This is a genomic window from Flavobacterium acetivorans (genome assembly GCF_020911885.1).
Lineage (GTDB): Bacteria > Bacteroidota > Bacteroidia > Flavobacteriales > Flavobacteriaceae > Flavobacterium > Flavobacterium acetivorans.
On sequence record NZ_CP087132.1, the window covers coordinates 757,634 to 771,242 of the forward strand.

The following is a 13,609-nucleotide window of genomic DNA, read 5'->3' on the forward strand; positions in this document are numbered from 1 at the left end:
CCCGAATTTTAGCAGTAAACTACTTAAATTCGGGTTTGAAATATTAAAAAATCTATCTTACTAAACAACCTCATAACCCACATAAGCTTGTTCTATATTATTTAAAATTGCGAATAATTCGGCTGGATTATCTTGTGTAACCAATTGTTGTTTGAATGGTTTGAACGAATGAATTCCTTTGAAATAATTAGTATAGTGTGGTCTTGTTTCTACAATTCCTAATCGTTCTCCTTTCCATTCCATTGCCCAGGTTAAGTGATTGCGCACCGCTTCCACTCTATCAGCAACCGTCGGTTTAGCCAAATGTTCCCCTGTTTTGAAATAATGCTTTATTTCGTTAAAAATCCAAGGGTAACCAATAGCAGCACGACCAATCATAATCCCGTCGATGCCGTATTCGTTTTTATATTGTAGTGCTTTTTCCGGACTGTCAATATCACCGTTACCAAAAATAGGCATCGTGATTCTAGGGTTGTTTTTCACTCGGGCGATATGCGACCAGTCAGAATGGCCTTTGTACATTTGGGCACGAGTTCTGGCGTGAATACTCAAGGCAGCAACTCCTATATCTTGTAAACGCTCTGCAACCTCATCAATATTGATAGAATTATCATCCCATCCCAAACGAGTTTTTACCGTTACCGGCAAATGGGTACTATCAATAACAGCTTGGGTCAGGCGGATCATCAAATCTACATCTTTCAAAACTCCAGCTCCAGCTCCTTTACACACTACTTTCTTTACGGGACAACCAAAATTAATATCGATTAAATCTGGGTTTACAGTTGAGACAATTTTAGACGACAAAGCCATTGCTTCCTCATCACCACCAAAAATCTGGATTCCAACCGGGCGTTCGTAATCAAAAATATCCAATTTCATTCGGCTCTTGATGGCATCTCGGATTAATCCTTCGGAAGAAATAAATTCCGAATACATCAAATCGGCGCCATGAGCCTTGCACAATCTGCGAAACGGAGGGTCACTCACGTCTTCCATGGGTGCGAGAAGTAAAGGAAAATCAGGTAATTCTATGTTGCCAATCTTGACCATCTGCTTAATTTTGGTGCAAAATTACGTTTTTTAGACGAAAGGATAAAAGAAGAAAGAAGAAAGACTTAGTTATAAACCCTTTAGTTTGTAAAATCTAGGCTTTGACGCTACTGAATTTAGCGTATATTTGCAGATTAATTGTCGCGATTTGCGAATGTGCGTGAGGGATAGCAGTGGAAATCCCTTTCTTTTTTCTTAAAAAAGAAAGGATTGTAACGGATAGCTCTCCCGATAGCTATCGGGATTGGGTCACGCCCTGAAAGAAATCAGGGCAAGCCAAAAATAAAATTGACAGATGGAAAAAATGAAAAAAATAAGGAATTTCTGCATTATTGCACATATTGACCACGGTAAAAGTACGCTTGCTGACCGTTTACTTGGCGCTACACAAACCGTTACTGCTCGTGAAGAAAAGGCGCAATTGCTAGATAACATGGATTTGGAGCGCGAACGTGGGATTACGATTAAGAGTCATGCGATTCAGATGGAATACACTTATAAGGGTGAAGAATATATCCTGAATTTGATTGACACTCCCGGACACGTAGATTTTTCGTATGAAGTTTCTCGCTCAATTGCGGCTTGCGAAGGCGCACTTTTGATTGTAGATGCAGCACAAAGCATTCAGGCCCAAACGATTTCGAATTTATATTTGGCTTTAGAAAATGACTTGGAAATTATTCCAGTTTTGAACAAAGTAGATTTACCGAGTGCAAATCCTGAGGAAGTAAGTGATGATATTATTGATTTACTAGGATGTAAGTTGGAAGATATTATTCATGCTTCGGGGAAAACAGGTTTTGGTGTCGAAAACATCTTGGCAGCCATTATCGAAAAAATCCCGCCTCCAACTGGAAATATTGACGAGCCTTTACAAGCATTGATTTTTGATTCACACTACAATCCGTTTCGTGGAATTGAGGTTATTTTTCGTGTAAAAAATGGTGAAATCAAAAAAGGTCAGAAAATTAAATTCATGGCTACCGGTAATGAATATTTTGCGGACGAGATTGGGACATTAAAACTGAACCAAGTTCCGAAACAAGTGATTTCTGCAGGTGATGTTGGTTACTTGATTTCGGGAATCAAGGAAGCCAAAGAAGTGAAAGTAGGTGATACTTTGACGGATGCTAAAACACCAACTACTAATATGATTACCGGTTTTGAAGATGTAAAACCGATGGTTTTTGCTGGAATTTATCCAGTAGACACCGAAGATTATGAAGATTTACGTTCTTCTATGGAAAAACTACAGTTGAATGATGCTTCATTGGTATTTACCCCTGAAAGCTCAGCAGCCTTAGGTTTTGGTTTCCGTTGCGGATTCTTAGGAATGTTGCACATGGAAATTATCCAAGAACGTCTGGAAAGAGAGTTTGACATGACCGTAATCACAACGGTTCCTAACGTTTCCTATTTTGCTTACACCAAAAAGGATCCCGAAACACCTCTGATTGTCAACAACCCTTCTGATTTACCCGAACCTTCTAAATTAGACCACGTAGAAGAACCATATATAAAAGCTACGATTATCACTAAAGCTGATTTTGTAGGGAACGTAATGAGTTTATGTATCGAAAAACGCGGTTTAATTACCAATCAAACCTATTTAACGACAGAAAGAGTCGAATTAAATTTTGACATGCCTTTGGCTGAAATTGTATTCGATTTTTATGACCGCTTAAAAACCGTTTCTAAAGGATATGCTTCCTTTGACTACTCTCCAATAGGAATGCGAACTTCTAAATTAGTGAAACTTGACGTTTTATTAAACGGAAGTAATGTAGATGCACTTTCGGCATTGATCCATGAAGATAATGCTTACCAGATTGGTAAAAAAATGACCGAAAAACTGAGAGAATTAATTCCGAGACAACAATTTGACATTCCGATTCAAGCAGCAATTGGAGCTAAAATTATTGCTCGTGAAACCATAAAAGCCTTACGTAAAGACGTAACTGCCAAATGTTATGGTGGAGATATTTCCCGTAAACGTAAATTGCTTGAAAAACAAAAGAAAGGTAAAAAACGTATGCGTCAAGTAGGAAACGTTGAAATTCCTCAAGAAGCTTTCATGGCGGTATTGAAATTGAATGATTAAATCCCATCCTAAATCCTTCCCGAAGGGAAGGACTTTAAAAATATTGAGAAACCTGACGATGAAAATTGTTAGGTTTTTTTGTTTATCAAACCTCTACAGCCTCAAAATATTTCAGAAAATTCAAAGCCTAAGTTTTTTACCCATTTTTTCACTAACTTTGTTTTTATGGAAACCATTAAATTAAATATCGACCTCAATATCAATCAATTGATTGAAGCTGTAAAACAATTATCTCCAAAAGACAGATTAAGAATCAATGATGCGATTTGGAGCGATGATATGACTATTCCAGTTGAACATCAAAAAATAGTTCTGGAAAGAATAGCTAAAGCCAAAATTAATCCTAAACGATTGTTGGACTGGGAAGAAGTTTCTGAAACTTTATAAAACCACTTTGAGTTTTTCTATAAAATACAAAGAAGTCAGATGTCGCAAAATTGAAAAATTCCCTTTCCTAATTCATTATACAATTGAAGATGAGTTAAAAACCATAACTGTTTTCGCCGTTTTTCATACTTCAAGAAATCCAGAAATTTGGAACAGAAAATAATAGCTTTTTTTATCTATCCTTCAACCATTCAAACAGCCGTTTAGCATCTTCTGTTTTAAACAATTGGGTTCCTTCGTTCATGGTTGCCGCCGATCCACAAGCAACTCCCCAACGAATGACTTCTTTTAAACTTTTGTTTTGCGAAAGCGCCCAAACCATTCCACCTACCATACTATCACCGGCACCAACGGTACTTTTTTTGACGACATGTGGAGCGGGGACAAATTCATAGTTATCTTTAGTTACCAAAACTGCACCTTGAGGCCCAAGGGAAACCACCACAATTTCGGCTCCGCCTTTGGCGATGATTTGTTTGGCTGTATCTTTTACTTCTTCCATTTCGAGACGTTCCACACCAATGAGTTTCGCTAATTCACCCACATTTGGCTTTATCAGATAAACTCCCGCTTCCAGAACTTTTTTAAGCGCCTCGCCGGTAGTATCTACAATCAATTTCGAATTATTATCTTTTGCCATTTCGGCAATTTGTTTATAAAAATCAACTTCTAAGCCTTCGCTCAAACCGCCGCTGATGACCAAATATTTAAATTTTAATTCCTGAATGGTCGTAATAATTCTTTGTTTCTCATTTACACTAACAGCCGGCGCCGGAAAAACGAATCGGTACTGGGAATTAGTATGATCATCAACAGCAACAAAGTTTTCCCTTGTCCAAGTTTTGGTTTCGATTGCTTCAAAAGGAATGGAATCTCTTTTTAGAAGATCTTTCAGCATCTCTCCTGTTGCCCCGCCTGAGGTTAGTACCGCCAATGAATTTCCTCCCAATTTTGATATCGCTTTAGAAACATTGATCCCTCCTCCTCCGGCATCAAATAAGGCAGAATGGCATCTGATTTTTTGCTCTGCAACCAAACCCGAAAAATGGGCACTTTTATCCAAAGCAGGACTAACTGTTAGTGTAACAATAGCAAATGTTTTCATCTTCCTTGATTTACCTTATTAAAGATGCAAAAAAACCACCAAATCTACTCCATTTAAGGCGAATATTTCTTTGTATATTTGCAAACTCAAAACAAAACATAATGATCGAAGATAAAAACCCACAACGCACTAGTATAGCTCAATTGGGCGAATTTGGATTAATTAACCATTTGACTAAAAACTTTCAAATCAACCAAGCTTCTACCTTGAAAGGCATTGGTGATGATGCAGCTGTTTTGGATTTTAAAGACAAAAAAATAGTAGTCTCTACTGATTTATTAATCGAAGGTGTTCATTTTGACCTAGCTTACATGCCATTGAAACATTTGGGATATAAGGCCGTCGTAGTCAATATCTCTGATATTTGCGCCATGAATGCAAAACCAACTCAAATTACAGTATCTGTTGCCGTATCAAACCGTTTCCCTCTTGAAGCCTTAGAAGAATTATTTGAAGGGATTACGCTTGCTGCAAATGAATATAAAGTAGATGTAATAGGCGGAGACACCACCTCATCACAAAAAGGATTAATCATCAGCATTACTGCCATTGGAGAAGCTGATGAAGACGAAATCGTGTATAGAAACGGCGCTAAAGAAACCGATTTACTAGTTGTTACCGGTGATATTGGAGCTGCTTATATGGGATTACAAGTTTTGGAACGTGAGAAACAAGTTTTTCAGGTTAACCCAAATTCACAACCTGATCTTGAACTTTATACTTATTTAATAGAACGTCAATTAAAACCGGAAGCTCGTAAAGATGTACGCACTTTATTGCATGCCTTAGAGATAAAACCAACCGCTATGATTGACATTTCAGATGGTTTATCATCTGAAATCATGCATCTTTGCAAACAATCTAAAGTAGGTTGTAATTTATATGAAGACAAATTACCTCTTGATCCACAATTTATCAATGTCTGTGAAGAATTCAATATTGACAGCACAACAGTGGCCATCAACGGAGGAGAAGACTACGAATTGTTATTTACAATTGCTATGTCTGATTTCGATAAAATCAAAGGAAATCCTAATTTCTCCATTATCGGACACATGACACAAGAAAGTGAAGGCATTCATTTAGTGACTCGAGCAAATACTCGAATTCCTTTGAAAGCACGCGGCTGGGATGCTTTGACAGAATAAGAAACAAAAAAAGCGGCTTTTAAAATGCCGCTTTTTTTTTAATCATTAAAATAATAACCCAATATTTTTAGCTTCTCTTACTAAATCAATATCACTTCCATCTGTTACTTTCAGTAATTCTTTCAGGTTCAACTTCCTTACTTCAATAGCATTCAAAGATATGGGAATATATTGCGGCAAATCTTTAGTTTTAGTTCCTTTTGACAAATGAAATAGAATTTGCTTATCAAACAAATCAATTTCAATACTATGTTCTTGAGATTCCAACATTTTAAGAACCGATTGACTATAGTATTTTTCGTTTTTGATTACCTTATTAAATGCGAATAACAACTCATCAAATGTCAAATCGTTTTTTATAACTAGCCCGCTAGGGTTAATATTCTTTATAATTGTTTTTATTTTTAAAAACTCGGTAAACATCGTAAGCATAATGATTTTACAATCTGGCATAGAATCCATAATCAACTTCGCTAGATCTTCTCCCGAATAAAGTCCTTTTTCCTCATAAGGCGGCATACTGATATCTAGAAAAGCAATATCAAAAACAGTCTCAGTATTAGTAATAACGTGGAAAGCTGATTCACAATCCTTAGCCTCGGTAATAAAAAATTCGAATTTTTCCGGTTTATATCTCGTAATTGCATTTTTATATCCTTGTATAATAAAAGGATGATCATCTACAATTAGCACATTGTTCTTTATCTTGGTTAGGGCGGCCGAGTCAGTTGTCATTTATGTGGTTATTTGTTTTTGTTCAATTGGGACTGTAACTGTAATAGTCGTTCCTTTAGCTTTCTCAGATTTTATCTCAAACAAACCATTGCACTCTTTCGTTCGTGAAAGCATGTTTTGCAAACCTATCCCTTTTTTCTTCACATTAGCATTAAACCCGATTCCATCGTCGCTTATTGTCAATTCTAAATCATCATCCGATTTTTTCAACTCAACTCTAATTAAGCGGGCGTTTGCATACTTATTAGTGTTCTGAAGTGATTCTTGAATAATGCGATACAAATTGATTTTAATCGAATTCGATACCAATTCCCATTTAATGTTAGAGTCGATAGTTGTCACCAATTTTGACTGAAATGTTTTTCTTTGTTCCTCGAATAAATTATCAACTATTGCAACGAAGTTATTAATTAATTCCGATTTCTCCCTATTCAAATCATGAGAAATTTCACGAATATCCTGTTCAATGTTTTTCAACTCCTTTAAATAACCTATTCTCTGATTGATAGCCACCTCGTCTTGAAATCCATTCAATCCATCTAAATTCATCCGAACACCAAACATTCTGCCCAAAACGCCATCATGAAGTTCCTGGGCCACTCTCTTTTTCTCTTTTACTCTAATGACATCGATGGTATTTTGCTGAGAAATCATCAAATTATAAATATCCTCATTAGCTTCCTGTTGCCGTTGTTTGTACTGAAGCTCCCTGTTCTTTGCTTTTTGAGCCTTGATAATATACAAAAACAATCCTAAAATAGTTATCCCACTAAAAATATAAACTAAATTTCTATTTTGAACCGTAAGATTGGTATTCTCATCTTTTATCACATCCGTTTCATACTCTATTCGGGAGAATTTATCTCCCATTTTACGTTCCGCTTTTTGCAGTTCCTCATTGATATGAATGTACTCCTTATTATAAAAAGCGGCTTTTTCAGGCTCTACAACAGCCATTTGTTTTAATGCCACTAAGATATCTCTTGAAATATTCGTACTTCTAGAAAGTAATAGTGCCTCCTTAGAATATTGTAACGCTTTTAGAGTGTCCTTTTTCGAGGCAAAATATTCAGATAGATGAATTTTATTAGTAAAAATCCCTGAAGTTAGTTTTATGCTATCCCCAAAAGCTAACGCCTCATAAAACAATTCCGGTAGTCCCTCCTCTTCTTTCAGCTTAAATTTAGAATAAGCTAAATTATCTAACAACATAGCATATAAGTGAGGCTTTTGGTGCTTTAAATTACTCTGTTCCAATCCTTTTAAAAAGTACTTCTTTGCTTGCGAATATTCTTTAGAACTAAGATAAAGATACCCTATATTATTATAAGAAGTTGCTCTCGACTGAAATTCCTGAGGTATTATTTCATCATCAATAACTCCTAATGCTTTATTATTATAAACAATTGCATTATCATATTCACCTAATTCATTAAATATCAAACCCAAAAGATTATAGGCATCATACATAATACTATTTGCTCGCTTCTCTTTTCTAATTATTCTCAGTGCCTTAACAACCGCATTTTCGGCACCTAAGAAATCCCCAGCTTTGTACTGTAAACTTGCTTTATTTACTAATATTTTTCCCAAATTAATGTTATCCTCCAAACTGTCATAAATCTTCTCAGCCTTACTGTAAAATTGAAATGCACTATCTGAAACCATTTGCGAAACATAATAATCTCCAAGATAACTATACGCTTTTCCAATACTTACGCTATCTTTTGCGCTTTCTGACTTATCTAAAACTAGAAGTACTGTTCTACTATACCCTTTCCAATCATTAATATTATAATAACGGTTAGCAACCTTAAAAAGATTGATTCGATTAAGTGAATCATTTTCTTGACCTACCACTATTTCAAGAGCTTTCTTATTAAAAAAAAGCCTTTTCTCACGGCTAAGACTTAAATCATTAGCCACTGAAAAATAAAAAGACAGACTATCCTCAGATGAATTAATAGAATTATTAACCGACTTCTTTTTGACACAGCCAAAAAAAGCGAACAACAGAAGGAATAGTAGATTTATTGGATAAAATTTTTTCAATCGTTAATCTCTAATTTTACCAAAAATAGTAAAATAAAACTATTAGCATAAAAAAAGGCTATCAAATAATTGACAGCCTAAGTATTATAAAAAAAATTAATTAAATAATCAGTCTACTTTCATATTTCCTCCAGTTGAACCTTGACCAATAATATCTACTTTCATATTTCCTCCAGTTGAACCTTGTCCAATAATATCTACTTTCATATTTCCTCCAGTAGAACCTTGTCCAATAATATCTACTTTCATATTTCCTCCAGTAGAACCTTGACCGATAATATCTACTTTCATATTTCCTCCAGTTGAACCTTGCCCAATAATATCTGCACTACTGGTAAAAGAAGTTAAGATCATTACTAAAGAGAATAGTCCGATTGTTAAGATTGATTTTTTCATAATTTGGGATTTTTATGTTTTTAAATTTGTTTTACACTATTTTAAAAATCCGTTTGTGTGGGATTTCTTTTGTAAAACTACATAGCAAATCTTTATTTTTCTTACAAATACAAGCCTATATGGTAGAATGCAGCAGTCTGATAGTGAATGACTATCAAATCTTGGTAGATGGCATTTTTTTAAATTTCTAAATAATTCCCATTCGAAATTTCAGAAATAATCAGGTCAATATTTACCTTATACGATTTGGAAAAGGGAAGTTTTGTTGCGGTATTCTTTATGTAACAAACCGCATTTCCAGTATGTATTCTAGAAATATAATTACAGTTTACAATATAACTGTTATGAATTCGAATGAAAGGATAAGACAAAGCACTCTCAAAATGCTTTAATGTTTTAAAAGCAGTGACCATTTCACCACTATTGAGATGAATGTCGGTTGAATTATTATCTGCCTGCAGGTAGCAAATATCTCTGGCATCAATATACCTGTAATCACCATAAGACTTTATACACAATATAAGAGGTTTTTGCTTGCTTAAAGTTTCATGATGCAAAACAGGATTTGGCTTCTCCTCTTGAAACACTTCTTCTGGCTGTATCAGAATCGCTTCCTCTTGATTTGCATTTTTATTCAGTTTCAAGATGGTCTTGATAAAATCTATTCGCACCAATGGCTTCAACATATATGCTGTCACATCGTACTCTATGGCCTCAAAAGCCAATTCCTTTTTAGTTGTGGTAACGATGATTTTAGGAATTACTTTTAGATACCTGTGCAGCTCATTTATGAGAGCTAATGACAGCAAACTCTTCTTGTCAGCAGGATCAATTTCAAGAAAAATCAATTGAGGAGTATGTTCTAGAATAAGATTTAAAGCCTCCGCATAATTATGTGCCGATGCCACAAAAGTAAGCTCCGAAAAACTGTCAGCAATGGCTTTCGTTTTCAAAACACTTTCTTGATCGTCGTCAATAATAATGTAGGAATAATTCATCAGTGGCTTTTCCTAGAATTAGCATCCATTACATTTGGCTTCCAAAGTAAAACATACTCTAAATTATTAAGCAATTGTGGTAGTTTTGGGAAACTAATTAAACAAAAGCGAAAAAAATTACACAAAACGCTCTTATTTAACATTCTAAAAATAAGCATTTAACCATTTTTCCTTATTAGTTGTTAATATGTTCATAACAAATGTTGATACATTGAGATGAAGTGCAAATAAACCCGATAAAAGACCTGAAATTTTATTTGAAAAGAACTCTAAATTAAGTAAAGAAATTCTATTTGATGCCATTCTAAAAAAAAAGCTTTCCGTTTTGGAAAGCTTTTCTTATATAAACAAAAAAACTAATTACATTTTCATCAACCAATTTTTCATTGAAACTTCATCTTCTATAATTGATTTTAAATCGGCTATTTTTACGCGATCTTGCCTCATACTGTCTCTATGTCTAATAGTCACCGTTTGATCTTCGATAGTTTGGTGATCCACTGTAATACAAAATGGAGTTCCCAAAGCATCTTGTCTTCTATAACGGCGACCAACTGCATCTTTCTCATCATAAGACACATTGAAATCCCATTTCAGGTCTTCAATGATTTTATGCGCAATTTCTGGCAAGCCATCTTTTTTTACCAAAGGCAACACTGCCGCTTTTGTTGGTGCTAAAACCGCAGGCAATTTCAAAACTGTTCTTGTTGATCCGTCTTCTAATGTTTCTTCTTTTAAAGAAGTAGCAAAAACAGCTAAGAACATTCTATCTAATCCTACAGATGTTTCCACCACATAAGGAACATAATTCTGATTTAATTCTGCATCAAAATATTGCAGTTTTCTACCTGAAAATTTCTCATGTGCTTTTAGATCAAAATCAGTACGAGAGTGAATTCCTTCTAATTCTTTGAATCCGAATGGGAAGTTAAACTCAATATCAGCTGCTGCATTAGCATAATGCGCCAGTTTTTCATGATCGTGAAAACGGTAATTTTCTTTTCCTAAACCAAGTGATAAATGCCATTTTAAACGGGCTTCTTTCCAAAACTCATAATGTTTCATTTCGTCTCCCGGGCGAACAAAAAATTGCATTTCCATTTGTTCAAATTCACGCATACGGAAAATAAATTGTCTTGCAACAATTTCATTTCTAAAAGCTTTACCCGTTTGCGCAATTCCAAAAGGAACTTTCATTCGTCCTGATTTTTGCACATTCAGGAAATTCACAAAAATCCCTTGTGCTGTTTCCGGACGCAAATATAAATCCATCGCAGAATCGGCAGAAGCGCCTAATTTTGTTCCGAACATTAGATTAAACTGACGCACTTCGGTCCAATTTCTGGAACCAGACTCAGGACAAGCAATTTCCAGTTCTTCGATCAAAGCTTTTACGTCTTCCAGATCTTCGTTGCCAAGAGAACGAGCCATTCTTTCCAAAACCTCTCTTTCTTTGGCTTTGTATTCTTTAACACGAGCATTCGTTGAAACAAACTCTGCTTCATTAAAAGCTTCACCAAAACGAACTCTTGCTTTTTCGATTTCTTTGATTGCTTTTTGATTTAGCTTTTCGGCATAATCTTCAATCAAAACATCCGCTCTATATCTTCTTTTCGAATCTTTATTGTCTATTAATGGATCATTAAACGCATCTACGTGTCCTGATGCTTTCCAAGTGGTAGGATGCATCAATATAGCCGCATCAAGTCCCACTATGTTTTCATTCATCTGAACCATCGCTTTCCACCAATATTCGCGTATGTTCTTTTTTAACTCTACACCGTTTTGTGCATAATCATAGACTGCACTCAAACCATCGTATATTTCGCTTGACGGAAAAATAAATCCGTACTCTTTTGCGTGCGAAACTACATTCTTAAATATATCTTCTTGTTTTGCCATAGTAATGCAAAAATATAAAAAGTGAACTGAAAAAAAAGGAAATAAGAGAAGTTTGAAGCATTGATTTTCATATTTTTATAAATAATTTCGTAATTATATGTTCGAGAGCATCATAAATCTATTCTTTCCAAAGGTATGTGCAGGCTGTAATTCATTTTTACTGACAAATGAAAATGTAATCTGCACGCTTTGCAGACATCATATTCCCTTGACCAATCATCATTTGAACCCTGAAAACGAAGCTTTCAAAAAATTTTATGGTAAGATTCCCATCGAATATGCCTCGGCTTTATTTTATTTTCACAAAAAAGGAATTGTACAAGAAGTGATTCATAAACTAAAGTACAAAGGCCACGAGGAAATAGGTCGCGTATTAGGAAACTGGTATGCCGCAGATTTAAAAGAAATTCCGGTTTTTCAAGAAATTGACGTGATTATCCCGGTTCCTTTACACAAAAAGAAATATCGAGAAAGAGGCTACAATCAAGTTAGCGCTTTTGGCCTCGCACTTTCAAAAGAATTGAATATCGTTTACAATGAATCCATTTTGGTTCGAACAGTCTATTCTAAAACACAATCCAAAAAAAATCTTTTAGGAAGAACCGAAGGCATCGAAAACATTTTCAACGTTAACTTTACCGAAAAAGACCATGACAAGCATTTCCTTCTTATTGATGATGTCATCACAACGGGCTCAACTCTTGAAGCTTGTTGCCGTGCTTTATTGAAAATTCCCGGGGCAAAAATCAGTATTGTTTGTATGGCAATGGCGCAATCTTAAACGGAAATATTGATTAAAATCCAATCAAATAATTACAACTGGAAAAGACTTGTAAACAGCGCTTTATTAAATCAAAAAAGAACAAACAACAACATTATCAATTTTATTAATGTAATTATAACCAAATAGAATTTCCTATTACAAAGTTAAATGTTTAAATTTGGATAAATTTTATAAATCATTTAAACAACTATATCATGGCTTTTGAACTACCTCAATTACCTTATGCGTATGACGCATTAGAACCTTATATTGATGCACGTACGATGGAAATTCATCATACAAAACACCATAATGCGTATACTACCAATTTGAATGCCGCTATCGCAGGAACTGACATGGAAGGCAAAACGATCGAAAACATCTTGATTAATCTTGACATGAAAAACGCTGCCGTTCGTAACAACGGAGGTGGATTTTACAATCATAGCTTATATTGGTCAGTTATGTCACCAAACGGAGGCGGACTTCCAACAGGTGATTTATTAGCCGCAATTGAAAGCGCTTTTGGTTCATTTGAAGAATTTAAAGCTAAATTCAGCAAAGCAGGAGCAACACAATTTGGTTCAGGATGGGCTTGGCTTTGTGTTCACAAAGGAGGAAAACTGGATGTTTGCGGAACAGCAAACCAAGACAACCCATTAATGCCAGGTATTGGTTGTGGAGGAACTCCAATCTTAGGAATGGACGTTTGGGAACATGCTTACTACTTAAATTACCAAAACAGAAGACCGGATTATATTGAAGCTTTTTTCAATACAATCAACTGGACTGAAGTTTCAAGAAGATACGCTTTAGAAAAATAGTTTAGAAGAATACAGAGCAAATAATATAGAGAATAGGCGAATGAACTTTAAGTTTGTTCGCCTATTTTTTTTTGACTTTATTCCAATAAAAAAGGTGGAATTTCTTCCACCTTTTTTGCCCCAAATCTACCATAAACTTAACCTA

General features: G+C 35.0%; 12 protein-coding genes. 5 read left to right on the plus strand and 7 right to left on the minus strand.

The genetic code is table 11. From position 1 onward, the window contains the following. Nucleotides 1-60: 60 nt before the first annotated feature. Nucleotides 61-1,053 (minus strand): tRNA dihydrouridine synthase DusB, encoded by a 993-nt coding sequence (gene dusB / locus LNP19_RS03395; protein WP_230063410.1) that lies wholly within the window; start codon nt 1,051-1,053, stop codon nt 61-63. A gap of 304 nt (nt 1,054-1,357) precedes the next feature. On the opposite strand from dusB, the gene lepA reads away from it, so the two are divergent. Continuing rightward, nucleotides 1,358-3,154, plus strand: coding sequence for a translation elongation factor 4 (gene lepA, locus LNP19_RS03400; RefSeq protein WP_230064207.1), 1,797 nt, complete (start codon nt 1,358-1,360; stop codon nt 3,152-3,154). A 165-nt stretch (nt 3,155-3,319) separates the two neighbouring features. Then, entirely contained in the window at nt 3,320-3,541 is a 222-nt protein-coding gene (locus LNP19_RS03405) for an addiction module protein (RefSeq protein WP_230063411.1), read from the plus strand. 172 nt (nt 3,542-3,713) lie between these two features. Here LNP19_RS03405 and LNP19_RS03410 read toward each other — a convergent pair whose 3' ends face one another. Continuing rightward, complete coding sequence (locus LNP19_RS03410) at nt 3,714-4,646, minus strand: 1-phosphofructokinase family hexose kinase (protein WP_230063412.1); 933 nt, start codon at nt 4,644-4,646, stop codon at nt 3,714-3,716. Between the two features lie 101 nt (nt 4,647-4,747). On the opposite strand from LNP19_RS03410, the gene thiL reads away from it, so the two are divergent. Next, nucleotides 4,748-5,794 (plus strand): thiamine-phosphate kinase, encoded by a 1,047-nt coding sequence (gene thiL / locus LNP19_RS03415; RefSeq protein WP_230063413.1) that lies wholly within the window; start codon nt 4,748-4,750, stop codon nt 5,792-5,794. 45 nt (nt 5,795-5,839) lie between these two features. Here thiL and LNP19_RS03420 read toward each other — a convergent pair whose 3' ends face one another. From LNP19_RS03420 to LNP19_RS03440, 5 genes are all read right to left on the minus strand, one after another. Further along, nucleotides 5,840-6,529, minus strand: coding sequence for a response regulator (locus LNP19_RS03420; protein ID WP_230063414.1), 690 nt, complete (start codon nt 6,527-6,529; stop codon nt 5,840-5,842). Then, nucleotides 6,530-8,581, minus strand: coding sequence for a tetratricopeptide repeat-containing sensor histidine kinase (locus tag LNP19_RS03425; RefSeq protein WP_230063415.1), 2,052 nt, complete (start codon nt 8,579-8,581; stop codon nt 6,530-6,532). A 108-nt stretch (nt 8,582-8,689) separates the two neighbouring features. After that, nucleotides 8,690-8,977 carry a 3-oxoacyl-ACP reductase gene (locus LNP19_RS03430; protein WP_230063416.1) on the minus strand — a complete coding sequence of 96 codons (288 nt, stop codon included), beginning with the start codon at nt 8,975-8,977 and terminating at the stop codon, nt 8,690-8,692. A 179-nt stretch (nt 8,978-9,156) separates the two neighbouring features. Next, entirely contained in the window at nt 9,157-9,975 is an 819-nt protein-coding gene (locus tag LNP19_RS03435; RefSeq protein WP_230063417.1) for a LytR/AlgR family response regulator transcription factor, read from the minus strand. 360 nt (nt 9,976-10,335) lie between these two features. After that, nucleotides 10,336-11,877 carry a glycine--tRNA ligase gene (locus tag LNP19_RS03440; protein WP_230063418.1) on the minus strand — a complete coding sequence of 514 codons (1,542 nt, stop codon included), beginning with the start codon at nt 11,875-11,877 and terminating at the stop codon, nt 10,336-10,338. A 97-nt stretch (nt 11,878-11,974) separates the two neighbouring features. On the opposite strand from LNP19_RS03440, the gene LNP19_RS03445 reads away from it, so the two are divergent. Continuing rightward, the gene (locus LNP19_RS03445) at nt 11,975-12,658 is read left to right on the plus strand and encodes a ComF family protein (RefSeq protein ID WP_230063419.1); all 684 of its coding nucleotides are present in this window, start codon (nt 11,975-11,977) and stop codon (nt 12,656-12,658) included. Between the two features lie 197 nt (nt 12,659-12,855). Further along, nucleotides 12,856-13,464, plus strand: coding sequence for a superoxide dismutase (locus LNP19_RS03450; RefSeq protein ID WP_230063420.1), 609 nt, complete (start codon nt 12,856-12,858; stop codon nt 13,462-13,464). Nucleotides 13,465-13,609 lie beyond the last annotated feature (145 nt).

Excerpts from the sequence above, each read along its gene's own strand:
- dusB (WP_230063410.1), bottom strand. The coding sequence starts at position 1,053 with ATGGTCAAGATTGGCAACATAGAATTACCTGATTTTCCTTTACTTCTC.
- lepA (WP_230064207.1), top strand. The coding sequence starts at position 1,358 with ATGAAAAAAATAAGGAATTTCTGCATTATTGCACATATTGACCACGGT.
- LNP19_RS03405 (WP_230063411.1), top strand. The coding sequence starts at position 3,320 with ATGGAAACCATTAAATTAAATATCGACCTCAATATCAATCAATTGATT.
- LNP19_RS03410 (WP_230063412.1), bottom strand. The coding sequence starts at position 4,646 with ATGAAAACATTTGCTATTGTTACACTAACAGTTAGTCCTGCTTTGGAT.
- thiL (WP_230063413.1), top strand. The coding sequence starts at position 4,748 with ATGATCGAAGATAAAAACCCACAACGCACTAGTATAGCTCAATTGGGC.
- LNP19_RS03420 (WP_230063414.1), bottom strand. The coding sequence starts at position 6,529 with ATGACAACTGACTCGGCCGCCCTAACCAAGATAAAGAACAATGTGCTA.
- LNP19_RS03430 (WP_230063416.1), bottom strand. The coding sequence starts at position 8,977 with ATGAAAAAATCAATCTTAACAATCGGACTATTCTCTTTAGTAATGATC.
- LNP19_RS03435 (WP_230063417.1), bottom strand. The coding sequence starts at position 9,975 with ATGAATTATTCCTACATTATTATTGACGACGATCAAGAAAGTGTTTTG.
- LNP19_RS03440 (WP_230063418.1), bottom strand. The coding sequence starts at position 11,877 with ATGGCAAAACAAGAAGATATATTTAAGAATGTAGTTTCGCACGCAAAA.
- LNP19_RS03445 (WP_230063419.1), top strand. The coding sequence starts at position 11,975 with ATGTTCGAGAGCATCATAAATCTATTCTTTCCAAAGGTATGTGCAGGC.
- LNP19_RS03450 (WP_230063420.1), top strand. The coding sequence starts at position 12,856 with ATGGCTTTTGAACTACCTCAATTACCTTATGCGTATGACGCATTAGAA.